We start from the raw sequence: 25,304 nt of genomic DNA on the forward strand, positions 1-25,304 counted from the left end.
GGATAGTGGTTAGTGGTTAGTGGTTAGTGGTTAGTGGTTAGGACAAAGTAAAACTAATATCATCTATAGCAAGCTTTTTGTTAATTACACAAAAATAAAACCACCCTCTCGATCAACTAATATCTAACTTCTGAAATCTAACTACTAAAAACCCCGCTTCGCGGGGTTTTTAGTTATTTTTCTGGCGTTAATCCAAAGTGCAGGTAGGCAATGTCTGAAACAAGTCGTCCGCGTGGGGTGCGTTGTATAAAGCCTTGTTGAATTAAAAACGGCTCTATCACATCTTCAATGGTTTCTTTTTCTTCGCCAATTGCAGCCGCTAGGTTATCAAGGCCAACGGGGCCGCCCATAAATTTTTCGATAATAGCTAGCAAGTATTTTCTATCCATGTAGTCAAAACCGCTTTTATCGACATCAATCATATCGAGGGCTTGCTCGGCAACTGTAGCATTCACTTTACCGTCTGATTTCACTTGGGTGTAATCACGAACGCGGCGTAATAAACGATTAGCTATGCGAGGTGTACCACGTGAGCGCTTGGCGATTTCTGTAGCGCCTTCATCACACATGGTTAAGTCTAAAAAGCTTGCTGAACGGGCAACAATTTTTGAGAGGTCTTCAACTGAATAAAACTCTAATCGCTGTACGATGCCAAAACGGTCTCTAAGTGGTGAGGTGAGTGAGCCTACACGAGTTGTTGCGCCAATTAAAGTAAATGGCGGTAAATCAAGCTTGATTGAACGTGCTGCAGGGCCTTCACCTATCATGATATCCAGCTGATAATCTTCCATTGCTGGATACAAAATCTCTTCGACTTGCGGGCTCAAACGGTGAATTTCGTCAATAAACAGTACGTCACCTTCTTCAAGGTTCGTTAAAAGTGCGGCTAAATCCCCTGCTTTTTCAAGCACTGGCCCCGACGTTGTTTTAATATTAACGTTAAGCTCGTTGGCAACAATGTTTGCAAGTGTGGTTTTACCAAGACCCGGTGGACCAAATATTAATAAGTGATCCAGCGCTTCGCCACGATGGCGAGCAGCCTCAATAAAAATTTCCATTTGCTGCTTAACATGCGGCTGGCCGGTGTAATCGGTTAACAGTTTTGGTCGTATGGCACGATCAACACTGTCTTCGTTACTTTGTTCACTCGCATCTATTAAGCGATCTGCTTCAATCATGGTTTACTCACAACATTGATTTTAGAGCTTCTTTAATTAGAACCTCGGTCGTCATATCTGGTTTGTTCACTGTTTTAACCGCTTTTTGTGCTTGCGGTAGCTTATAGCCTAATGCCACAAGTGCTGATACAGCATCATCAGCAGCATTATTTGCCACTAGGGTATCATCACTTGATGGCTCAATGACGGCATTATCGCTAAATGGTGTAAATAAGTCATTACCCCAATTTTTAAGCCGGTCTTTCATTTCGAGCACTAAACGCTCAGCCGTTTTTTTACCAACGCCCGGTAGTTTAACCAGTGTGGTCGCATCTTCATTATTAACACAACTTACAAATTGCTGCGCCGACATACCCGATAAAATAGCTAGACCAAGCTTTGGCCCTACACCATTGGCTTTTAAAAGCTCTCTAAATAAAGCGCGTTCGGTTTTGTTGTTAAAGCCAAATAATAGCTGGGCATCTTCACGTACCACAAAATGGGTATAAATAATCGCTTGCTCACCCACTGCCGGTAAATCATAAAAGCAAGTCATCGGCATTTGTACTTCGTAGCCTACACCACTTACTTCGATAAGAATTTCTGGTGGCTGCTTTTCTACTAGTAAGCCATTTAATCGACCAATCATATTACTTCCTTAATCGTCCTCTTACGGTTTTGCTCGCACTGCCCGCAAGTTTTATTAAATTTTGTTCTGAGTGAGCATGACAAATAGCAATTGCTAAGGCATCTGCGGCATCGGCTTGAGGGGTACCTGGCAGCTTTAAAATGTTTTTAACCATATGCTGTACTTGAGACTTATCGGCTCCGCCATTACCTACAACGGCCTGCTTAATTTGCCTAGCCGAATATTCATAAACTGGCAGCTCTGCCATTGAAGCACCAACGATAGCAGCGCCACGTGCTTGACCGAGTTTAAGCGCTGAGTCTGGGTTGTGTGCCATAAACACTTTTTCGATAGCAAAACTGTCTGGTGAGAATTGCTCTACCAATTGACTGATCCCTTGGTAAATCATTTTTAAGCGTATCGGAAAATCGTGATCGGCCAATTTAATGCAGCCACTGCCTAAATAAGTGAACTTAGCACCTTGGTGAGCAATCACGCCGTACCCTGTTAATCTTGAACCAGGATCAATCCCTAAAATAATCGCCAACTAACTGACTCGTCTATTATCATTATTATCTGCGCTTAATAATGCCAGAGCACTGTATAAATTACCAGTAACCAATTGCAATTCATAAAAAATGCCCGCAATTGCGAGCATTTTATAGTCAACCTTTAATTAAGACATTTACGCGAGCGAGCGTAATAAGCCTTGGGTATTTTTTCGCATTGTGCGGGCTATCATCAAATAACCTAAACATGCCACAAATAAGCCCCCGACTGCTGGGCCAATAACCCAAATATGAGGGTGGAACTTACCTGCTAAATCGAACATTTGTTTTTGCACTATTAACAGAGCGATGTCACTGACAATGGCAGCGACTAAACCTGCAGTAACGCCTAATAATAAAAACTCATACAAGGTGGCATTTTTAATTAAGCGCCCTTTCGCACCTAAAGTTCGCAAAATAACAATCTCTTGCATTCGCTCACCCAAACTTGCTTGTACTTGTGAAATAAGTACTAAAGCGCCACAGGCAACCACAATCGCTAGTACAAAGCCAATCGCTAACGATACTTGCTCTATGGTTGAGCGAATTTGTTTAATGAAGCTTTCAACATCTATCACGTTAACCGTTGGGTATTGGCGCATTAGCTCATTAAACTCACGTTTTTTCTCTGCTTTTACATTCACTGAAGAAATATAAGTAGCCGGGAAACTCGCTAGCACATCAGGGCTTAAAATAATAAAGAAGTTAGGTCTAAGCGTGGTCCAATTAACCTTACGTACACTGGTAATTTTTGCATCGAATGATTGCGCGCCAATTAAGAAAGTAAGCGTATCGCCTATTTTTACATCAAGGCGTTCAAGCATCGACTCTTCGACCGATGCCTCAGCTACTGAGTCTTCACTAAACCATGCACCGTCGATAAGCTCGTTTTGATTAGGCAAGTCTTTACGCCAAGTTAGGTTTAACTCACGGCCAATACCAGAGCGGGCTTCTTCATCTTTCTTTTCGTTGTCTTCTTGTGATACTTCGCGGGCAATCAACTCACCATTTACGGCATTTACACGGCCACGAACAACCGGATAGAAATCAGACGTTGGCATATCCTTTTGCGCTAAGAAGCTAGTAATAGGCTCTAACTCTTGCTCAGTAATGTTCACTAAAAATGAATTAGGGGCATTTTCGGGAAGCTGCGACTGCCAATCCGAAATCATGTCGTTCTTAAGTACAATTAAAAACAGTAATAGCTTGATAGCCAAAGCAAAGCTAATTAATTGTACCGCATTCACATTGGCACGCTTTTGAATTGACGCAATCGCCAATGACCAACTGTTGCCCGGACTCAAGCCAAGTTTGCGGCCACCACCAAAAATAACCTTTGATAAAGCAAATAACACCGCAATTAAAAATGCCGTAGAAAGGAACAAAATTGCACTAATTTTGATGTTGTTACTAAATAACCACATCAGTAAAAACACAGTAAGCGCCGACATAGTAAGGTGCACTTTACTTACTAATAAACGGTCGCCTAAGTTACGGCGAAGCACACGCAGCGGCGGAATATCAAATAAATCGAGTAGCGGTTTAATTGAAAACATAACCGCACAAATCACACCCGTGCTAATCGCAATGATCCAAGGTTTTGCCGATGCACTTGGCAGTGCTGAACCCATGGTTTGTGCTAAATAATCAGTGGCAATCGCTTGTAAACCATAACCAATCAGTAAACCGACTATCACCGACATTGAACATACAAGGCTCAAATGTAATAAATAGATTTTACGGATCATAGCGCGGCTACCGCCAAGCGTTTTCATCATAGCAACTGGGTCGTACTGACGCTCACAATAACGTTTTGCCGATACCGCAATAGCAACGGCAGCTAAAATAATGCCAAGTAAACCAGCTAGCAATAAATAGCTTTCGGCACGATTTAAACTATTAGAAATAGGTGACTGGCGGTCTTTAACGCCATACCAACGCTGGTTTTCTTTCATCTGTGGTTTTAACCACGCATAAAAGGTATCTAAGTTGTCTTTGTCGCCAGCATAAAGTTGGCGGTAAAACACCCGGCTGCCCGGCTGAATTACCTCTGTAACAGCAATGTCTGCTTCATTGATTAAGATTCGCTGGCTGCTCGAGAACACATTAAACGGTGCATCAGGCTCTTCGGCTACAACATGACTAGCCGTAAACGTAGCAGCACCAAGCTCTACTTTATCGCCCACTTTAATGTTTAGCGCATAAAACACAGATTCACTTAACCACACTTCACCACGACTTGGGATATCGTTTGTTACTTGTGGTTGACCAGTCAGGCTAGTTTTTACTTTTAACTCGCCTTTTAACGGATAGGTGTTTGATACCGCTTTAACCGAGCCAAGTTGCATTTCGTCACCGGCAAATAACATGGTATCGAAGTAAGTTATTTTAGCGGTGCGTAAGTTTTCTTGGTTGGCTTTATCTAAAAACTCAGCAGGCAAAGCATGGTTACTCGCTAAAACGCGGTCAGCGGCAATAAAGGCGCTGCTTTTTTCTTCAATACTTTGACCAATGCGGTCGGTAACCATAGACAGTGTTAAAACAGTGAGAACAGCTAAGGCTATTGCTGCACTGATCACTGTTAATTCGCCACGCTTAAACTCACGTGAAAACAGTTTTAGTGCTAATTTAGCCCACATTCGCTTGCACTCCTTCGCTTTCTTTTACAGTTACTAACTGCCCTGCTTCAATATGTAAAATTTGCTGGCACTTTTGTGCAAGCTGCTCATCATGGGTTACTAAAATAAGTGTCGTGCCGTGCTCTTTATTTAGCTCAAATAATAGAGACTCAATTAATTTACCGTTTTTGCTATCAAGGTTTGCTGATGGTTCATCGGCAAATAAGATTTTCGGTGTGCCTATAAATGCACGAGCAATTGCTACACGTTGCTGCTCACCACCAGATAATTGCGATGGGTAATGACCCACACGATGGCTTAAGCCTACTTTTTCAAGTAGCTCTAGGGCTTGTTGTTTAGCGTCTTTGCTTCCTGCAAGTTCAGCGGGAAGCATTACGTTTTCAAGGGCTGTTAAGCTTTGTACAAGCATAAAAGACTGAAATACAAAACCTACTTTTTCAGCGCGAAGTGCTGCGCGTGCTTCTTCATCTAATTCGTGTAATGCAGCTCCGTCTAAATGAATACTGCCGCCCGTTGATTGGTCAAGGCCCGCCAATAAACTTAATAAAGTAGACTTACCCGAACCAGAGGTGCCCACCACGGCAACTGAGTCACCCGACTTGACATTAAAGCTGATGTCACTGAGGATGGTCAGGTCGCCCTCAACCGTGGTGACCGTTTTAGAAAGTCCTTTAACTTGAATGATGTTTAATTGAGAAAGCGCTGACATATGATGCATCCAATCCTACGTTTTATATTCGTTTTACTGTTAGTAATCAAACCACTTACGGCAGCAGCTGACAACACAATTTTAATTCTAGGTGACAGTTTAAGCGCCGCTTACGGTCTTAAACAAGAGCAAGGCTGGGTTAAATTGTTACAAGATAAGTACGATGAAAAAGACCAATCTGTATACCTAGTAAACGCCAGTATTAGCGGTGAAACCACAGGCGGTGCTCTAAGGCGACTCGACGCGTTACTGAGCGAATTTGAACCCACTCATGTACTCATTGAGCTTGGCGGAAACGATGGTTTACGAGGTTTCCCTATTAAACGCCTGCAAGCTAACTTACGTGATTTAATTGCAAAAAGCCAAAAAATTGGGGCGAAAACCGCCGTAATGGAAGTACAAATTCCACCAAACTATGGCCCACGTTATACCAAACTTTTCACCGATAGCTTTAAAACCATTGCCGATGAAACAGATTCTGAGCTCATGCCCTTTTTCATGCTTAGCATTGCAGGCCGCCCTGAACTTATGCAAAACGATAACTTGCACCCTAATGCCGATGCTCAACCATTAATACGCGACTTTATGTACAAAACGATCAACGATTGGCTAGACTAACCTCTAGCCCATTGATTTAATGTGGATTACCTGAACAATAAACAGGCAATCGAACTGCGGGGATATTGATTTTTATAAAAAAAGCCGTACTATGGCTTGCAACGTCGGCATATAGCGCAGCTTGGTAGCGCACTGTCATGGGGTGTCAGGGGTCGCAGGTTCAAATCCTGCTATGCCGACCATCTTTTCCCCTTATTTATCATAAAGATAAGTCAATGAAACTTATATATTAGCAACTGCTAATTTGTATTATTTTTGTATTATATTTGTATTATTCTTTTCAAACATGCGTTTATAATTAGGATGGATGCATTACTTATTTTGATGAAACATCTTTCCTTACTTCCAAATCTGCTTGCTAATCTATAGTCTTTTTGCGATCGTTATTTTCTCTAAACAATTTTTAAGGAGAAAGTATGAAAGGGATTTTAAAAGTTATTGTTGCGTTCCTATTAATTGCTTTAATAGCAGTTCTTACTATCTACGGAAACATTATAGGCTTTTTGATTGGTGTCGGAATGGCCATAGTATTGAATGGAATGTTCAAAAGGTTTAATGAAAAGACTGGCAGGTAAAATCCATACCAGTCTATGATATCTAATACTGGGTCTTTCAAATAGTTTTTCGAATTATAATTCTCATAACTATACGATTGAATGTAACCGGCTCAACCAACTGACTATTAGCTTGTAAAAGCACAATCTTTTTTTCGTTTCCCGGCTGAGGTCCTGGGGCATTGAAAAATTGATTATATAACCAAGCTGCAATAAAGCTTGCGAAGATAGATGAAATTAATTGGCATGAATCGATAGTTGCGAAAGTTAACATAGTTAAATCCTTTTATTAAAATGAAATCTTACAATTGTAATTTCTAATTACGATGAGATGGAAAGTAAAAAAGTGAAGCCAACTCCTTGTTAGCAAAATTTTAGACACTATACATAGCATTAAGTTCACTTAGATTAAGATTTATCAGAAATAAATATTTGGAATTGTGATACTAGTTGTTGTTGGCGCTGGACTATCATCATCTAGGTAAACTCGTTCGTCATCAAGCTCAGCGGTTACTGAAACCTGATCTGTTGATGACGGCTTTATATCTTTTATAAGCACCCCATTACACCACCGTGTAGTGATACCAAACATATAAAGAGGTGGTTCAATTGAACCATCAAGTACCGGTGTAAAGTCTAAATCAGCATCGATGATTACTTCAGTGGAGTCACTGCCAGGTGATGCATTGTAAGGGCCTGATAGGGTGCCGTCTGGTTTTCTTAACGCTAGAATATGTGTTTGCCCTGTTTGCCATTGCAGTTCAGGGTTATCAAGGTAGATAGAGCGACCAACATGCCCTATTACAGTACCTGTTTGTTCATAGCCTGGTATATCATCAGCGACTGCGCAAAAGTCTAGGTACTTTGAATTCAGTGCATCCATTTCAGTTTTAAAATCAAACCGAGTGCGTCGATAACGCCTAATACGGCGTTTTCGCATACCAAACTGATAAGCCTTATCGCGGTTTGTTATCCCAAAGGCTCTGACTTTTTCTGGGTTAGCACCTTCGTCACCCGGTAACAAACAAAGTATTGTTTCTGACTTCCATGTAACAGGGTCGAAGTACTCGACTTCGATACCGTCAGGTTCATCATCATCCATCAGCTTAATAGAGCGCTTAAGCATGCCAATATAGTTATCTGGTTGATACATGTGACGATAGTTAATTCGCTTTTGATCACGTACAGGTGTAATTTTTCCATAATCAATCGTAGGCTCAGCAAAACCGACTGCAAGAATACGTTTTAGAACTTCAAAAACAGTACTCTCACTATCAAACACAGCATTAAATTCATCTGCTCGACCATGCCAAATAGGATGTAATGTATTTAATGCTTCTAGGCCTATTTTGTCATCGCTATGCCCTGCACTTTTTAATACATGTGCAAAAAATGGGGCTATATCAGTTGTTGGCCTTGGTGCACTCCAAGCGCCATTTTCATACACTGGCAAAATGCGGGTACCAATAACATTAAATTTATTTTCAGCTGTGCCGGCTAAAGCATTTGTGCCACGGATCTTAATTGCTATTGTGGTTAAACCATCATAGCTAGTCGCGCTATTTAATTCGGCCTTAAGGGCAGTCCAAAATATATCGTCATAAATACGCGTATCGTCAGTTGCTGCTGTGGCCCTTTTTACTCGTACCTCAGGCCTTATTTTAGATGGTAATGTAACTGGTACCGTTCGCCCTAGTTCATCATTTGTAGAATTTGTAAATACTTCGTCATCAACTGCAGTCCAGTCTTGAGCACCTTCAGCACGGTACTCTATTTGAACGGTTACTGTGCAACTTAAAAAATTACCATCATCATCAAGCTCACCTAAACCTTGTGGTAAACGAAAATCGAACCAAAGTTTGTCAGTCACTTCTCCTGCTGGGCATGCGAAAAACGGCCCATTAAATTGACCGTCGCCGCCACCATCTTCAACAATAACCGTTGCATTCGATGTGCTTTCAGTTACAAAACTTGTCCATGTTGGGTCATCTTGGGACTGCCCATCAACCTTATTCACCTGGCTACCACCTGAGCCTTTGTTTAGCAGCTCAAAATACCCATCGTTTTGGCCATTTAAAGAGCCTGTTATTGAAAGAACTTCGCCAACATCAAATGGTGGCACTGATTTAAGTCGTGTTTGACCTCCAAATTCACCATCCCACTCAACATAATGAACTATTAGCTCATCACCAGCGAAAGAGTACTCATAGGAGCCATTATCTCCCCCTGTTGAAGTAACCCGCCCTTTTAATTCAATACCAGTACTTCCTGATGTTGAACCTACTTCACTTGAGGTATAAACATTTCTGTGAGCTTCATGGCCTGTTACGTTTTCGCCAGGCTCAAACACCTGTATATCAATATCGCCGGCATAACTTGTTGTTGGAGTATTACCGATGAACATTTCATTCGATAATATTTCATATCGCCCAACACCTACACTTAACATCAAATAAAGCCATTGCTCATTATCAATATATTCTCGTCGTGGCATTGTTAAATAGTCAGGGTAAATTTTATGGCGCCCTGCTCCTTCAGGGATAATGCCCATAAGCCTGGGCTTATTTCCTTGGGTATTTACATCATAAATACTGCTACCATCGGGAGTTGTAGAGTTATAGTTATCGGGGATTTGATTTGCGGTATATACGGCATAACCTACAGCTATTACGGCAATAACTGCATAAGCGATAGTTGCAGGCTCTTTTGGCTCAACAATGATACTCACATCATCCGACGCCTTAAATTGATAAGTCTTCCAATTTGTAGGTAATAAGATTTGCTTATTGATAAGCACAGTAAAAAGTGGTTCTTCACTTTCATAATAAGCAGGGACATTTTCAGTCAGCCATTCATGAAGTGTCGAACCAACCTTGCATTTGCAAGGTTCCATTAAAGACGGGTCTAATTTGTTTGGGTAAACTTTAATATCAACCCACATATTCATAAAATTTAACCTCTTTAAATAACCGCTTGAAGTCAGCGATGCTGTCAATTGATGGTCCTTTACGGCGGGATGTATGAAGTATTTCAAGCTTACCGTCGATTATTTCAACTGTGCCGATGTGAATTAAGCTACCAAACTTAAAACCGCACGCCACAACACCGGGTGATGGTTCGCAAGCTCTAAAGTTGGAAACAATTTGTTGATACGCTTCAGTAAGCAGGTTTTTGTCGTCAGGGTGAATATGGCCAAACGATTCGAACAATGGTTGACCATAATAGTGATGGAGGCGATGCCGAGTTTGACCCCAGCAGTCAAAACCAGACATATCTCGCCCCTCATTCACATAAGGAACACTTAAATAATCGTTAATTGTGTATGACATTATTAACTGAAGTATTTGAGCCCAGGGGCAATGGAAGGTGTATAGCGCTTGTTAGGCCAAGCTTTATTTACAAGATCATTAAATGATGCAACTACATTAATGCTCTGTGAAGTAGCTTGAACGTCAGCTGCTTTCATTGTAACAGCCGGTTCTGCAGGTTCGCTTAGGTCACTCGATACATAGACACGGTAAATTACATCAATTTTTACGCCCGCATCAATTGCCTGATCAATCAGTGCAAGTGCTTCACCAGATACATTATCAATTTGAAATTGTAAGTCCTGGCGCCCTTTAACACCTCGCTGCGGTAACGACACACCCATACCACTGGCTTTAAATGTAACCATATAGCCATTTTCAATACCAGCGACTTGGTCATCAAAGCCATCACAAATCCTAAGCTCCCATAAATCGGCAGCCTTAAGTTCTAGTGTGTGAATAGGTATATCATTAACTGGGGCGCTTGCGTAGATGCGTTGGAGTACTTCGCTCATAATTTAAACTAATTATCAAAGACGCTAGACGTTCTATTTCCTAGCAAGACAACATCAAAATCTTGTATGTTGTCATTTATAGAATTTAACATCGAGTTATAAAACGTATTTGCAACAATGGCGTTACCAATCTTGTCGAAATGTACACCGTTATACTTGTGTATTTCTGGTGCTGGAAAAATAATGCCGTCAGGATTGCAATCAATTAAATAACCATTGTATTTCTCAGCTAGCTGGCTAATCACATTGTTCGTTGTAGAAAGACTGCCTTCCGTTGCAAACACCGTGACAAAATACAATTTGATATTAGGGTTATCTGCTAATAACTTCTCGATAATTGAGCAGTAACGCCCTGTTTCAGTATTTGCATATGTCAAATAATCGCCACTTGATGTGTCATCATAAATGGTGTCTGTTAAGCCGTTATTTGTACCTAACCACAATATACACGCATCATAGTTGGCAGCATCATAACTGTTAATGTGCTTATCCCAAATTTGGATAGGTGCATAACCAGAGTAACCAGCATTAGTTGTCACCCAACCTGAAATTAAGTTCAGGTAGTATGGATAACACTCTTCGATTGAACCGCCCACATCATAATTTGCGCCACTAGTTAAACTGTCCCCAAGACATAAGACATTACGATGAAAGGCTTTGCAAAAAGAAACATCTACATTAAAGTTATGTCTTTGTATTTTTTTGTCTATGGTTTCAGCAATTCCTTCTAAGATAGCTATTTTTCTTATCTCAAACGGCTTTGACTTTAGATAACTAATATGCAATACGCCAGTTTCTTTAATGTAAACAGTATCATCCGAACGTACACCACCTACAACCTCACTTTCTGGATACACAACCCCATTCGCATCATGCAAACGAGCTAGGTCTTGAACATAACCAGAAATATGAAAAGCGTCACCGGCTTCAACAGGTAAACTAATGTAGGTGAATGGAGCTGATGAGCCTTTATCTCCATTGCTTCTTAGGTAGTATCCATCTTGAGCAAATGGACTAGCATCAAATGGAACAAAAATTCTATCAACATCTTCTTGCACTGATTTAGTTAAAGACTCAATTCTATTAAGCTCCTTTTTCAATGCTGTATAACTGCGTTGTTTATATAGAATCAGTCCTTTGCTACGTATGTAACTAATCTCCAAGTTTCCATCTGATTCAATTAGCACCCAGTCAGAGCAAAGTGTTGGTTCAGTCGAATCATTACCCGGGAACAACTCACCATTAGCATTATGCAGGCGAGCATTTCCTGTTACATAACCTTCTATATATAAAATATCTCCGGCTTTAACTTCTAAAGACGTGTAGTCGAAATCATTATTATTAGAGACATTACCCGTTGATGTAAGCAGCTTTCCGACTTGGGGCACATAATCTATAAATTCAATGTTTCGCTTCGCATCTCTTTGAATATCAAGTAATAAGCTAGGATAAGAAATGCTTTCATTTGCATAAAAACTAAAACCATATGGTGTATGAAACGATGAGCGAACATATGCACAATGGTCTGGTGTTAAGAGCAAATTATTGCTTGCTGCTAAGTCATCACCACTAAGAACTGAAATAAGTTCAAAGTCTTTATTGTAATAAGCGAGCCTCATATTATCTTGTATGACTGCTTCAATACGATAACTTTTAGCCGGAACAACCGGTATAAACATTGTGTACGATGTTGATGATGAAAATGATTTAACTTCGCCATTGCTATCTATATAAGCGCCTGATGTTGTGCTGACCGTTAATTTGTTACCACTTTTTACTGCGCCGCCAAATATCAGCTCTTTGCTAAAAAGTGACTTTTCAGCTTCAGCATCTCTCTTTAATAGCTCTAATAATGTATTTCTATAGGTTATGTCCTCGTTAGCAAATAGAGACATTTTATTTGCTGTTAAAAAGGACGCTCTTAAAAAATAACCATTGCTAGGGGTGGTTAGAACATTGTTATTTTCTGCAAGTAAATCAGCATCAACAAATGATATAAAATTTCCTAGCTGATCATAGTAAGCAATACCTGCACTATCTTGTATGCTTGTCTCTATCAAATAACTTTTACTGGGCATTACAGGTATAAAAGTCGTACATGAAAAACTTGAAACTGAAGCTTCAGTGCCATCTGACCGAATATATTTACCCTCAATACTTCCATAAGATAGTGCTTTGCCACTTTTTAAAGTTCCACCCGTTAAGAAAACAGACTTTAATGAAGTTAAAACTTCATCATGCACAGCTTTTCCTGAAACAGGGTCGCTCGTATTCAATTTACTAATTATATTTGCAACTAGCTCTGCATCTTTTTCATAGGTTGTTCCGCTAATCCAGTGATAATAACCATTCTTCGTACTATCTGAGTCGTTAGCAACCTTAAATGATGCCGTTCTTTGTTCTGTGGTAGGTGTGTAAGCATCAAGCTCTGCATATGTTTTGAATGCAATAACACCACTTCTTTGACCTGTTAGAAGTTCTGTAAACTTATCTTTTATAGCTTTAGAAATACTATCTTTTGTGACACCGTTTACTTGCACTGTTTCATCATCGGCACCTGCTAAAATAGTATTCAATTGACCAAGTAAGGTCTCAAGCTCTGTAACTAAACTAAAAAATGACATTTCTAATTCTCCTGGTAAGTATCTAATGCGTCAGAAACGCCATTAACAAATTCATCGAAGGTATTTGGTTCTAATAAGCTGTTAGCTGTGGCTTCCTCACCCACTACCAGCCGCTCTTTAATTTCTATATTCGCGCTGTAACTCCAAAACCCGCCATTGAAACTGCATGACTCCAGCGGGCTTTGTTTAAAACGTACATCGTGATCAATTAAGCCTTGGGGTGTGCGAATTGGCATAACAAACCAGTTAACCGCATCGTTGGTACCGTGTTTCACAAACCCTTCTAAAATAACGGCCTGGTCAGCCTTCAGTTTCCACGTTGCAGCCATTGTCGTTGGCACTGATTGAAAGCGCTTGCGCTGCCGAGCTCGACCGCTTGCCATTTCAGTTCTTAATAAATTAGGGTTTTGGGATAGTCGGTGAGTTGAAACAAGGGGAAGTTTTAGGTCTTTGGGGTATCGAACTAACATACTTAGAAACCCTGCCTTTGTAAGCCATAGGTATTTTCAAGAACGGATGAAGCTTCACCACCTTGGCGTATACTCGTCACAAATATATTGATAACTTCTTCACCTGATGGCCCTGAACTACGTGTTGTCGAACCTGCTCTACTCGCATCTTCAAACAAGTTCACAGTTACATTTGCACCTAGTGACTGCCCCTTACTGTGGTCAACAACTGTTTCATTACCATGTAAAATGGCATGGAAACCACCTTTACCATCAACACCACCATAACGTGGTAAGTTACCTGTATAACCACCACCATCGAAAGAAGCTAAGCCACTCACTTTACCCGCATACATACCACCTGCAGCAATAACAACACCTGCAGCTGCAGCACCAAGTACAGGCCCAACGTAAGGAATATCAGCAAGCGCGTTATATGCTTTCATCGCAGTATCATAGGTATTCGTCCAAATACTTTGTATTGAATTACTCTTTTCATCATCAAGCATGGCAGCACCAATACTCATAGCTGATTTCGCATAGCTCGCTTTTTTACTGTCCATGCCATCAAAGTAACCGCTCATCACGTTAAACAAACTGTCGTATGATTGCTGCATAGTATCGATACGAGTCTTTTCTTCTTTGTCTAACTTTTCTTTATGTTCTTTTTCTTTCTTTTCTCTAGCTTCTTGCTGCTCTTTTTGAATGTTAGTTATGTTTTGTTGGTGCTGTGCTTCGGCCTGCTCCTTAGCCAGCTTATAAGATGCTTCAATTTCAGCGGTTAGTAGGTTCTTATCACGCAGCAACTGGAACTCTTTTTCCATTTGCTGCTGTTGACGTTCAAAGCGACGATTCTCAAGTTCAATTTCTTTACCTTCCAGGGCCAATTGAGCTTCATAAATCTTTTCATATTGTTTTTTAGCCGCATCAACTAGAGCTTGTTGGTCTGAAGAAATTAAATTGGATAAGCCTGTTTTTCCGCCTTTACTCGTTTGTTCTGCTGCAGCTGCTTGAAATTTTGCTTGAACATCCTCAATCCACCCCTTTATACGCTCTGAGGGTAGCGGTTCCATCATAGAGTTATGAAGATCTTCTTTCGCTTGCATAAGGCTATCGAATGCAGTTTCACCTATTTCATCCAGTGTTTTAAAACCCTCAGCATTTCCGAGTTTATTTAACTCTGCCAGTGCCTTTTTCGCAGAATCACCTACACCAGGAATATGCTGAGCAAGCTCTAATACTTTTCTGAGCGGAAATAAAATGCCATTAGTCACCCTATTAGCAAAAGGTACAATCCCTTTGTTTATTACAAAAGCCAGCCCTTGCCATAGCGCTGTCGAAAAACCCATAGCAACGACTTTCGCACCATTAAAAAGAACGTTTAAACCATGAACACCGTCAGCCATTACACCAATACCAGTTGATACTTTTCCTATGACCTGCTGGGCGAGTTTACCGAAGCCACCGGCTTCTTTTGCTGTTTCAACGAAAAGGTCTGATAAGGCACCAACAAGAGGTGCAGTTTCAGTGGCTAGTTTTGTACCAAACGATGATAAAAGCTTTTCTGCTCGGTCAAATGAGTCATTGGCCATTTCAACTTTTGAGGCATCGATTCGACTAAATGTAATACCTAATTCTTCTGCTTCAGTGATCATGGCAGCAATACCATCAGCCCCTAAGTTAAGAGTATTCAGTAATTTCACACCCTCAGAATCAAATAGCTTTTGAGTTAAAAATACTTTTTGGCCTTGCTCGTGTACGCCTTTCATTTTTTCTGCAATGAGGGCAAATTGTTGATCAGGGCTTTTATCCTTTATCTCATCAATTGAGATCCCCAATTGCTCAAGCGCGACAGTCGCTTCACCACTTCCCGTTGCTGCAACTTGCCCTATACGTCTGGTCATTCGCTGTAACCCCATATTGAGGCTTTCTGTGCTCGCACCGGTTTGATTAGCTGCATGCTGCAAACCAATTAAGGCTTCTGTTGATATACCTAAGCGGTCTGCCGTTTTTGCTTGTTGATCAATAAACTCAGCTTGTTTCTTATAAATCGCCGCATATGCAGCAATACTTACTGTTGCAAATCCGGCAATCGCTTTACCTGCCATATTTGAATAGGTGCGAGTCTTAGCTGCAAATAGCTTTGTTTGGTCAGATACATTTTGAATAGAGAGCGTAAACTTTTTATTTGCTTCTACTGACTTATTAAACTCTGTACGGTGCGATCGAGTATCAGCACTTAAAATGACTTTGTGTTCATTGGCCATGATATTTATCCAAACAATTGGTAAATTTCTTCCACCGTTTTCTCACGCTCTTTTGGCCGTTCAACAGCGCTAAGCATGAAATCATTTACGGATTTTATATTTTGTTTATTGGAGCTGAGATAGTTTGTGACTAGCGCTCTAAGCGCCGCTAACTGAAATTCATCGACTTGTGCACCAAAAGGCTCAAGCTGAGCAAATTGCTGCCACTCTATAAATTGAGTTGATGACATATTTAAAAGCATGTCATCAACATTGGTTGCCCCGTTCTTTTGTGCCAACCGCAGGGCAAATCTACGGTTCGGTTGGCCTAAGAGGGGTTTGCGTCTAAGTCTTCTTGAGTTGGTTGCTCAACTTCTTCTAGCTGGGTGTCAGTTTCTTTTGGAATAAAACTAGGCGTTATCCAATCGATACCTGAAATAGCCGCTATTTCGTCCAAAGCAGGTATGACTTTTGAGTGAGGTAGTGTTGCCAAATACATAAGGTCAACATCATTTTGCCAATCAAAAGGCATACGTCCATTGCCCGTTCTCAATGACATGGCAAGCGCCATATACCGAAGCCCCATTAATTCACGAGACTTAGTTACATCATCAGTATCTTCTGCTTGGATACGGCCTAACATGTCATGAATGATCACATAATCACTCGCGCCTAACTCCACGATAAAAAAATGACCAAGCTTTTGCTTGGCCACTAGTCGATGTTTAAAGTTCGGGTCAACTGGCATTGCTCGTTCTGCAAGCCACCTTTTAAGCCATGCAATCATAATTATGCCAATGCCGATTCATCGATAGGGCCGTCAACTTTCACCTTAATTGAGCGTTTTACATGCTCACCAACAGGTGTTTGGTCGCCGACTTCAGTAACCAGGCATCGGAATGACTTTGACTTACTAATTGGCGAAGGAAACTGAAGCTGTAAATACTCTTTCGTGCCGTTATCTAATGCATCAGCAATCGCTTCCATATCACTGTTACCTGGCTCATATTTAAAAACAAACGTGTATTCACCACCATCCTTTAAGCCATAATCATATTCTTTGTAATCATGCTCAGCACCATATGTGGTGTTTTCATGAGTCTCAGCTGTTTTTGCACCTGGCTGAAGGTCAACAATATTGGCAATCTTTTCGCCATATGCTGTACCGTTATCAGTTGAACGATGTAAAGTTACTTTATTGCCTAGCATTGTTTAGTCCTCGTCTTCATATTGAACTTTAAAAAATAAGGTAAGTGATGCAGTTAATGATTCTGGGTCTCGGTCGTACTGAAAACCGACTCTGTAAATAGCATCGACCAAGCCATTTAAGGTGTTATCAGCTCGAATGACAGCTTCAACTTGGCTAGCAAACACATCTAACTCTGTATCCTGTTTACCATTGCTATCTATAATTATTTCAAGTGATAACTGCGCATTGGTGTCAGTATCATCATCAAAATCCCTTACAGACTCACCGCTATCAAAAAACACCGCACTGCATGGCAGCTCTTCTTTGTAAAATTGGGCTGGTCTAAAATCAAACGTTGCTGTAAAAAAGCCAGCTATCAATTGCTTGATGCTGGCCCTAATTTGTTGTCTGGTTGCCATAACTATTTTCTTAATATTCGCGTGTAACGTTTATTTATTTCTTTAGCCAACTCACGGCTATATCGACGTTCAAAGCGCGCTCGCGCATTTTCAAGCCCTCTTTTCACTTCTCGGTGTACAAAGCTTTTACCAATTTCAGTGGGTTGAAGTGGGTACCTTTTCTTACCATAACGTTTAACTCCCACCCTCTTACCGTATTTGCTTGTGACAATAAATCCACCATCCCATTCATAGGGCCCTAAGCTCAAACCGGTATCGGTTTCTTTTGCGCCGGCAACGACAGCGTTAATAGCGCGGGTCCTTGCAGTAATGATAATCCGCAATTTTTTAGGGCTTGCACGGCGTGTTGATGTACGCTTTCGCAGCACCTTCTGAGGCACAGCTAAGGCAATAGCAGACTCTTTAACAGCTTCTTTTCTAATTGAGGTTAGTCCACGATTCAGAACAGATTGGACAGCACGATCGCCTTCTTTGGTGATGCGCTTTAAATCTCTGCTTAACTCGTTCATCCCATAAGTAAGCTGTTTATGGTTTATATTAATAATGGTCATAATTACCCTGGTACCACTATTAGGTGAGTAACGTTGCCATGCTGGCGCTTAGTAACATACTTGTATAACTTCCCTGAAATGGTCAGTGTATCGTGACGCTGCAGATTAAAACCGGCACTCTGGGGAGTGATAAAAATATGCTGATTTGAGTCAATATCAGCCCATTGATATGCATTGATATCTAAAAACCCGATAACCTCAATGCCATCAATTACACTAACATCAGTAAAATCAGCAAAAAATACATTGGTCAGATCTGCATTAAGGTCATCGGAAAAGTTCATTTACTCTTCACTCTCTGGACCAAATGCAGCATCAAGATCTGCATCTTCCGACGAAGGCTCTTTCACCTGAGTGGTGACTTTATCATTTACAATTTCGCCTTTACTTGCATTCACAAGTTCCTTGGCCAGAGTTTCACGAATCGAGATAATCGTTGGTTTCTTTTTATCTTTGCCAGGATAAATACTTTCACCATTGATACGAATACCGCGGTCAACGCGGAAATTAACTTTTTTAACTGTTTGCTTTGCCATGATTTATACCTTTTTAAAAAGTAAAAGGCGCCAATTGGCGCCATATTACAGGGAGATTAAGAGCCGTAGCTGAATGCTTGGGCGTGGCGAACCGCAACATCAACGTCTTGGAAAAGACGCATTACTAAACCACCAGATTTAACTTTAGTGGCGCGGTCAGGTACCACATCAAGCGCCCCCCACATACCAAACATAAGCTGTGAGAAGTCACCAAATAAGATAGAACCTGCATCCATTTGAGTACCAACGACACCTTGATAACCATTTACACGGTTATCATCACCCCACAAGAACTTAGCCGTGCCTGCTGCCTTTTCTGTGGTTTTTAAAGTGCCACGCATACTTGGGCGCATTAAGTAAGCCATGCTTTCTGAATCTGCATTTGCTTCTGCTACATCAGTTTCAAACTCAACAATTTTTGCCCAGTTAACACCACCTGTTAAATCAACTGCGCCAATGCCTGCAGTGTTGATAATACCTGTTGGCTGATTCGCAGCACCTGTACCTTTAATACCAGCGCTATCTAATGCAAGCGCTAAACCTTCCATAATATCGTTACGAACCAACGCTTCGATATCAGGGGTAGATTGGATCATCATACGGCGGGTCATTGGCACTGCAGTAGCAACTGTATGCGGTGACATTTGAACCGTTGTAAAGCTAAGATCTGAATCAGTAGCTTCACCATCTTCACCCACCCAATAAAATGTCGCTGAGCCAGCATGCTTAGGAATATCTAAATTACCTACTAAACCACTCATATATCGAGCACCTAAACCACCCAGCATTGCTTTTGCCCGTAAAGCTTCAATAAACAGTTCACTGTGTAGCTCAGTAGCAATTAACTCGGCCCCCTTACCTGTAGTTCCTGCAGCCTGTTGGCGCATTAGCATCTGACGTTCTAACTGCTGACGAATACCAAAACCCAATGCTTCCGGGCTTACATAACAACCATCTGGATCTTTACCAGTGCGCTCAGCAATGGCATTTGATAGTTCACGCTCTAGGCCTGCTTGCTTAAAGTTCCCAGTTGCAACCGCACGAAATAACTTAAGAACGCTATAACGCTGCAGGTCCTTTTGCTCAACCCCCAAGTCAAACACTGTTGACTGTGCATCAGGTGCATTACGCTTGTTTTGTAGCTCACGCAATAAGGCCGAATTAAACTCTTCAAACGATTTACCATCACGGATACATTCGTTCGCAAGTGTTTCAGCACCATATTGAGAACCGGTCTGCGCTATACGCTGAGCATCATTTACTGGGGCACTAAATGGTGCTTGTTGCTGTGAGCGCGGCTGTGTTTGTTGATTAGGAGCCGGAGTTTGACGAGTTTCATCTTCTGCCGGGGTGATGTCATCTAGGATTTCGTTCTCATCCATTTTGATTGCCTCTCTGATATTGACATTATTGCTATTTTCATCTGAACGACCCACCCCGACAGTGGGGTCGGCTGGTACAGAAACGGAAGATATTTCCATAGGTTGCCACTTGGTGATCCGATAATGCTCGTTATCACCTTCTCGCTTGGTTAGCGTGGCTTCTAAAATGCGGTAACCAACACTGATATTGGTGCGTATGCTGTCTTGCATATCTATCAGTAATTGCTCACCTAAAGGATTTCGCGATAATTTTATTTCAGCGTAGCCTCGGCCATTTTCTACCCAAGCCTTAGTGATTACGCCTCGTTGGTCTTGCCAATTGTGATCACATAAAAATGGACCATTTTGTTCTATTCGTGATAAATCAACTTCATCTACCTCATGACCCAATGTTTCAAACCAGCCCCAGCGTTCAACTTCGTACTCACTTGAAAATGAAATTGTGACTGTGCGCTCTTCAACATTGATGCTGTCTTGCTCAACTTCTGCAAAGCGATAGGCAATAGGACACTTACCGCCGACCAACATGTCACGGGTAATTTGATTAACTTTCATATTATTCCTCGTCTTCTTTTGGAGGGGGTTCGTTGGCCTTAACCGATGAGCCTTTGATCAGGCCGATAGATTGAGCTAATTGAATGTTGTCGCCCATTAGCTCTAAGAAGTTTTGCCAACCCTCAGCGAGTTCTTGTGGATCAAGGCCTTTGTCTTGAAGAACTTCCATAGGGTTAACAGTGAAGTTTTTATAGCTTTCTGAAATTGCTTGTTCGTCTTTGAGTGGGTCAACCCACTGCCACCGACGGCCATAAAATTGATAATGATTTGCACGCTCTAGATCATAAGCATACAAACCTTTAATTTGATTTCTAATGAGTGCGTTACGAAGCCAGCGCTCATAAATAACATTCTTGATTTGGCTGATATACCAACCTTGCAAGCGTTTCCAATGTTCACGGTCTTCAATGACAGCTTGCCTTAAGGTTGACCAACTAACACCTTCAAAGTCGTTTGCTAGAACATTGTAATTTGCATCTACCCCACTTGCTGCACCACGCAAGATTGCTTTTTGAAAATCACCTGTTGAATCATCAGGCATGTCAAAGCGGCTTTCTCTAGCTTTAAAACCATCTGGTACCACATTACTTTTACCTGGTTCGAGTTCCTGAATAAACTCGCCATTCTCCCAATTTTCGTCATCTTCAGGAGGCGGCTGATCCGGGTCCCGCTCATATATAAGCATATTGCTTGCACCGACTCGTGCACTAACAAGTGTTGCTTCACGAAAACCACGAATGTCATGCATATCTAGTAGCGACGCATGGGCCCAGGGCACGCCTCGAGTTTGACCTGGGCGCCACATAGGGAATGGCAATACAATCTCATCTGCAGGCACCCGAATATATCGTCTACCGCCCGTAGACCACGTATATTCACCTGGATGATTGGTAAGAATATGGTACGCAAGGTGACGACCAAAGCCGTCCTGCTCAACCCCCATTTTAATTACATGGCCATTAGACAGGACTTTATAGAGATTAACATCGAGCAAGTCAGCTTCTATAAGCTGAAAAGCATAACCAAACTTATTAGGTGCGTTGTCTATATGCCTGATCAACATATCACCATCTTGGCTAACGGTCTTCGCTATCAATTGGTCAGCTTCGGTCATATTCATACGACCAGATATTTCGCAAAAGCCTTTACGACAAAACTCTTTATAAGCTAACTCGACAGATTTATTCGCATCCTTATCAAGCTCTCCTTGCGCATTTCGTATCTGCGATTGAAGACGAAAGCCCTTATCCCCGACAATATGCGTTTGCACCATGCCAAAGTACTTTTTGATATACCCAACATCCTCACCTGCAGATCGACTTGCAGCTCGTAAGCGCTCCACATCTCTTCGCAAGGTTTCATCAACACTTAAACCATAACCGATAGGGTTTTTAAACAAACGATCAGATTTAGATGCAGCATAGCGTTTTTGTGCCGCAATTTGTTGAGGTGATAACTTACGTGCAGCTTGCTCTGGTTGTTCGTAATCACGAACTTCAGGCGTTTGTTGCTGATTGTTATCACCACGCCCCAGTATCTTATCCAATAAACCCATAATCTTTACCGAAACCTAATTGAACGTCGGCGAGTGATTTCACCGCGTGCTACTTTTTCGTTATGAACTTTCCAGGCGTAGTCATTTTCAAACTTCTTTAGACTCTCAAATGGAATGCGCGACAAGCTACGACCGTCAATACTGTAGTTTTCATGATCAGTTAAAACCCGCCCTTCTAAGCGCTTACGTATTGCAACTAACATTTTTTCGTTATGAGTTAATACAGTGCTTGTCTGAGCTGCTGTTGGATCAGCTTTAACTTCTATGCGTCCTTCATTTAACTGATAGTTCTCACCATGTAACGTTTGGATTAAATGCCAGGTGTAATGCCCTGCTTGAATAGCTGCGCTATCAGCTGAGCTCATGCTTACAATTACTTCGCCTGCGGCAAAGGTTGCATCAATTGATACTCGGTTTTGTTCTGATAAGAGAACATACTGAAATTGAGACACATCGCCTTCATCGCCAGTAAATTGAGCTGTCCAAACAACTTTGGTACCAGCAATGATGCTCTTTGGTTCTGACATAATTAATGACCTGAAATGAATCCTGAACCACGCCCAGCGCGCTGACTAGAACGCTTGGGCTTCGTTGGTTTCTTAACTAATTCTGTTTCTTCTTGCTGAGGTGCAAATAAATCTATCTGAGACAAGCGTTGCTCTAGCAAGTCCCAATCTTTAGGTTTTTTAGTGTGAACTTTTGTGGCCATTGCCGCATGCAATGCATAAACTTCGCAGTCTAACGCTTCATTTCGACGGCCTGATTTAACTTGCCAAATTCGAGCACCACGTAAGTTTCTTGATGGCGCTTTTATTTCCGATGTAACCTGCTCCCAATAATCGACTCGGGCATCTGAATAGCTATGCATATAAGCACTTGTCCCATTTAGCCGTTTAGAGATCAGGTCTTTTGCTTTGTGCGTCCCAACCATATAAACCTGCACGCCATGTTTATCAGCTTTAGTAGCCTTACGCGCATTGTTATGGTCTAGCTTTTGTGGCAAACGAAATATTTCTCGCTTGCCGTTATCATGGCTATCGCCCTTGCCTGCCATAATTAAGATACGGCGATGTTTAGCGCTACGGGTTCTTACCCAATGATAGACAGAGTGGTTCGTAGAGCCGTCTGATGAATCAATAGTTACTGCGCTTAAATGTAAGTTTGCAAATGACTCATGCTGAAAACCACTAAATAAGATTCCGTCCAATTCTTTCCAAACAGGGTCATTTTTATCTGCAGTATCGCCGGCTATTTCTCGCCAAAGCATTAGCCAGCTTTCTTCATTCCTGCCAAATGCCCTGATGATAATAGCAAGTCTGTCATGCTGAACATCGATACCAGCAGTAACAATCAGCCCACCTCTTGGGCAAACTAACTCAGGGTAGTCTTCCGCCTTTTCTTGCAACTCCTCATGGTTAAGTGAGTCTTTATCCTTGTACTCATAAGGCTTACCAAGCTTTGAGTTTTGAAAAACAATACGCCCATTCTCATCCCCTAACCTCGCTTCGTACTCAGCTTCTAAGTAATCACGAACAATACTGGCTATTGATGAGCCTGGAATACATACGTACAGCTCAGACAAATCCTTAAAGGTTTCAACTACACCATCATTTTCAACAGTGGCTACCCAGCCACAAAACTCATCACCCGCCTCTTTTGCATTTTTGCAGGTGTTAAATATATTCTGCTGACGCTGCCAATCAGACCAGGCCGACCCACAATGAGGACACGCATATAAAGCTGACTCTGGTATGTGGCGCCCAAAGATGGGATGAACCGGGCCATCTTCTTTTTCGATCCAGCTCACATTTTCCCAATCAAGAATGTGTGACTCGCCACATTCATGACATATGATCGGTAATACTCTTTGCGAACCTAAGTTAACGTAGTGCTCAACTTTTGATAGGCCAGCAACACTTGGGGTTCCACCTAACACAAACTTACGTTTTCTAAAGCGCTTGTTCCGTTCTCTTGCCAAGCGAATAGCATCACCTTGATCACCTACGCTGTCATTTGTGTCATCGGGTTCTTCAACGACAACAACTGGCGAAGGTGTCGACTTAACGTTAGAAACAGAGTTAGAACCAAATACCTTAAGTGAACCACCAGGAAAGTTCTTTTTATTGTTTCGATTACCCGACTTACGGCTTGTTGATACATCAACACGCTTTGCTAGCTCAGGCGTCGCCTCGACGCAAGGTGTAAATTTCTCTTCCATGAAGTCAGTCGCTTTAGAGTCTTTAGGGAACAGACCCAACATGCGGCTTGGTTCTACACATATATTTTTAGATAACCACCCACATAACAGCATGGTCCAGCCAATTTGAGCGGCTTTAGTTAACCCAATGAACTCAACATGCTCATTATCTAAAGCATGCATTACGCCCCAAAAGTAAGGAACAAAGTCAGCGTTATATAAACCTGAAAAGTCTGAATCTTCAGCTGGTAGCCTAAAGTAAGTTTCTAACCACTCTTTGGTTGGTAAGCGCTCTACTGGCAACCACCCATCAGCTACCTCTTTGATAAGATCGTCAAGATTGGAACTGGAAATCTCCAATAACTCGGCAGGTAGACTCAACGATTCCATTAATAGATTCACGGTCTATCGATACCTCATACTGATCTTCAATAAGTGCAATGATTTTATCCACTGAGTTTTCATATTCAGACTTAGCAATAATGGTCCACTGGTCCATTGCATCGCGAACTTGAGTTCGGTCTAAAACAAGTTTGTGTTCTTTGAAAAGTTCGAGTTCTTTCATTTGCGCGCTAGCGATTGCTTCGCGCGTTTTTGCTTCATCAAGCTTTTGACGATGAGTCGTTGGCGTGCGCCCAGCGGCTTTTTCGCGCAAATCGCGAATATATGCCAAACGAATTTCTTCCAATGAATTTACTTTGTGGTCTAGCTTCAAGCGTGAGAGCACATCACGAAGTTGTCGCTCTGAAATATCCAGATGTTCTGCAATTTCAACTTGATTCAATTTGAAACCTAACTATCTAATATCAATGAAAAACCGGAACCCCCTTATAGGAAGTTCTAGCTGTTAAAAATTCGCGAGTTTAGCTTCGTATACAGGGTATTGCTCAAAGGACCCGTGAATATATTTTTCAAGTGAGCAAAG

General features: G+C 41.5%; 25 protein-coding genes and 1 tRNA gene. 3 read left to right on the top strand and 23 right to left on the bottom strand.

Features of this window, described 5'->3' with window-relative positions; genetic code table 11:
- Positions 1–173: 173 nt before the first annotated feature.
- The 5 genes from ruvB to L1272_RS03950 all read right to left on the bottom strand — a co-directional run bounded on the left by ruvB (position 174) and on the right by L1272_RS03950 (position 5,681).
- A complete protein-coding gene (gene ruvB, locus L1272_RS03930) occupies positions 174–1,178 on the bottom strand; it encodes a Holliday junction branch migration DNA helicase RuvB (RefSeq protein ID WP_235372792.1) in 1,005 nt (334 codons plus the stop codon).
- A gap of 7 nt (positions 1,179–1,185) precedes the next feature.
- Positions 1,186–1,806, bottom strand: coding sequence for a Holliday junction branch migration protein RuvA (gene ruvA / locus L1272_RS03935; RefSeq protein ID WP_054553010.1), 621 nt, complete (start codon positions 1,804–1,806; stop codon positions 1,186–1,188).
- A 1-nt stretch (position 1,807) separates the two neighbouring features.
- On the bottom strand, positions 1,808–2,332 hold the full coding sequence (gene ruvC / locus L1272_RS03940; RefSeq protein ID WP_054553009.1) for a crossover junction endodeoxyribonuclease RuvC: 525 nt from the start codon (positions 2,330–2,332) through the stop codon (positions 1,808–1,810).
- Between the two features lie 138 nt (positions 2,333–2,470).
- Positions 2,471–4,972 (bottom strand): ABC transporter permease, encoded by a 2,502-nt coding sequence (locus tag L1272_RS03945; protein ID WP_235372793.1) that lies wholly within the window; start codon positions 4,970–4,972, stop codon positions 2,471–2,473.
- On the bottom strand, positions 4,962–5,681 hold the full coding sequence (locus L1272_RS03950) for an ABC transporter ATP-binding protein (RefSeq protein WP_054561283.1): 720 nt from the start codon (positions 5,679–5,681) through the stop codon (positions 4,962–4,964). Before L1272_RS03950 ends, L1272_RS03945 begins: the two co-directional genes overlap by 11 nt.
- Between L1272_RS03950 and L1272_RS03955 the strand changes: the two genes are divergently transcribed.
- The 3 genes from L1272_RS03955 (at position 5,682) to L1272_RS03965 (ending at position 6,874) form a co-directional block, all read left to right on the top strand.
- Positions 5,682–6,299, top strand: a complete 618-nt coding sequence (locus tag L1272_RS03955; RefSeq protein ID WP_054553006.1) for an arylesterase — start codon at positions 5,682–5,684, stop codon at positions 6,297–6,299.
- A gap of 105 nt (positions 6,300–6,404) precedes the next feature.
- A tRNA-Pro gene (locus L1272_RS03960) sits at positions 6,405–6,481 on the top strand.
- A 234-nt stretch (positions 6,482–6,715) separates the two neighbouring features.
- A complete protein-coding gene (locus L1272_RS03965) occupies positions 6,716–6,874 on the top strand; it encodes a hypothetical protein (protein WP_235372794.1) in 159 nt (52 codons plus the stop codon).
- A gap of 397 nt (positions 6,875–7,271) precedes the next feature.
- Here the strand turns inward: L1272_RS03965 and L1272_RS03970 are convergent, their stop codons facing one another.
- From L1272_RS03970 to L1272_RS04055, 18 genes are all read right to left on the bottom strand, one after another.
- Positions 7,272–9,800 (bottom strand): host specificity factor TipJ family phage tail protein, encoded by a 2,529-nt coding sequence (locus L1272_RS03970; RefSeq protein ID WP_235372795.1) that lies wholly within the window; start codon positions 9,798–9,800, stop codon positions 7,272–7,274.
- Entirely contained in the window at positions 9,784–10,125 is a 342-nt protein-coding gene (locus L1272_RS03975) for a hypothetical protein (protein WP_235372796.1), read from the bottom strand. Before L1272_RS03975 ends, L1272_RS03970 begins: the two co-directional genes overlap by 17 nt.
- A 59-nt stretch (positions 10,126–10,184) precedes the next feature.
- Positions 10,185–10,676 (bottom strand): DUF1833 family protein, encoded by a 492-nt coding sequence (locus L1272_RS03980; RefSeq protein WP_235372797.1) that lies wholly within the window; start codon positions 10,674–10,676, stop codon positions 10,185–10,187.
- An 8-nt stretch (positions 10,677–10,684) separates the two neighbouring features.
- Entirely contained in the window at positions 10,685–13,300 is a 2,616-nt protein-coding gene (locus L1272_RS03985; protein ID WP_235372798.1) for an SGNH/GDSL hydrolase family protein, read from the bottom strand.
- A 2-nt stretch (positions 13,301–13,302) separates the two neighbouring features.
- The gene (locus L1272_RS03990) at positions 13,303–13,683 is read right to left on the bottom strand and encodes a hypothetical protein (RefSeq protein WP_235372799.1); all 381 of its coding nucleotides are present in this window, start codon (positions 13,681–13,683) and stop codon (positions 13,303–13,305) included.
- 89 nt (positions 13,684–13,772) lie between these two features.
- Positions 13,773–16,016, bottom strand: coding sequence for a hypothetical protein (locus L1272_RS03995; RefSeq protein ID WP_235372800.1), 2,244 nt, complete (start codon positions 16,014–16,016; stop codon positions 13,773–13,775).
- Positions 16,017–16,021: 5 nt separating this feature from the next.
- Complete coding sequence (locus L1272_RS04000) at positions 16,022–16,258, bottom strand: phage tail assembly protein T (RefSeq protein WP_235372801.1); 237 nt, start codon at positions 16,256–16,258, stop codon at positions 16,022–16,024.
- Positions 16,259–16,323: 65 nt separating this feature from the next.
- Positions 16,324–16,782, bottom strand: a complete 459-nt coding sequence (locus L1272_RS04005; RefSeq protein ID WP_235372802.1) for a hypothetical protein — start codon at positions 16,780–16,782, stop codon at positions 16,324–16,326.
- 2 nt (positions 16,783–16,784) lie between these two features.
- Positions 16,785–17,204, bottom strand: coding sequence for a phage tail tube protein (locus L1272_RS04010; RefSeq protein ID WP_235372803.1), 420 nt, complete (start codon positions 17,202–17,204; stop codon positions 16,785–16,787).
- A gap of 3 nt (positions 17,205–17,207) precedes the next feature.
- Positions 17,208–17,603, bottom strand: a complete 396-nt coding sequence (gene gpU, locus L1272_RS04015) for a phage minor tail U family protein (protein ID WP_235372804.1) — start codon at positions 17,601–17,603, stop codon at positions 17,208–17,210.
- A 2-nt stretch (positions 17,604–17,605) separates the two neighbouring features.
- On the bottom strand, positions 17,606–18,154 hold the full coding sequence (locus L1272_RS04020; RefSeq protein WP_235372805.1) for a phage tail protein: 549 nt from the start codon (positions 18,152–18,154) through the stop codon (positions 17,606–17,608).
- 2 nt (positions 18,155–18,156) lie between these two features.
- Positions 18,157–18,438: a hypothetical protein gene (locus L1272_RS04025; protein ID WP_235372806.1), complete on the bottom strand. Its 282-nt coding sequence runs from the start codon at positions 18,436–18,438 to the stop codon at positions 18,157–18,159.
- Positions 18,439–18,690: a hypothetical protein gene (locus L1272_RS04030; protein WP_105182018.1), complete on the bottom strand. Its 252-nt coding sequence runs from the start codon at positions 18,688–18,690 to the stop codon at positions 18,439–18,441.
- Positions 18,691–18,746: 56 nt separating this feature from the next.
- On the bottom strand, positions 18,747–20,627 hold the full coding sequence (locus tag L1272_RS04035) for a phage major capsid protein (protein ID WP_235372807.1): 1,881 nt from the start codon (positions 20,625–20,627) through the stop codon (positions 18,747–18,749).
- A gap of 1 nt (position 20,628) precedes the next feature.
- Positions 20,629–22,182 (bottom strand): phage portal protein, encoded by a 1,554-nt coding sequence (locus L1272_RS04040; RefSeq protein ID WP_235372808.1) that lies wholly within the window; start codon positions 22,180–22,182, stop codon positions 20,629–20,631.
- 5 nt (positions 22,183–22,187) lie between these two features.
- Positions 22,188–22,709: a hypothetical protein gene (locus L1272_RS04045; protein ID WP_062570611.1), complete on the bottom strand. Its 522-nt coding sequence runs from the start codon at positions 22,707–22,709 to the stop codon at positions 22,188–22,190.
- 2 nt (positions 22,710–22,711) lie between these two features.
- On the bottom strand, positions 22,712–24,769 hold the full coding sequence (locus tag L1272_RS04050) for a phage terminase large subunit family protein (RefSeq protein WP_235372809.1): 2,058 nt from the start codon (positions 24,767–24,769) through the stop codon (positions 22,712–22,714).
- Positions 24,714–25,163 (bottom strand): hypothetical protein, encoded by a 450-nt coding sequence (locus L1272_RS04055; RefSeq protein WP_062570609.1) that lies wholly within the window; start codon positions 25,161–25,163, stop codon positions 24,714–24,716. The genes L1272_RS04050 and L1272_RS04055 overlap by 56 nt, the downstream gene beginning before the upstream one ends.
- Between the last annotated feature and the right edge of the window lie 141 nt (positions 25,164–25,304).

Source organism: Pseudoalteromonas sp. PAST1, assembly GCF_021532515.1.
In the GTDB taxonomy this organism is placed as follows: Bacteria; Pseudomonadota; Gammaproteobacteria; order Enterobacterales; family Alteromonadaceae; genus Pseudoalteromonas; species Pseudoalteromonas simplex.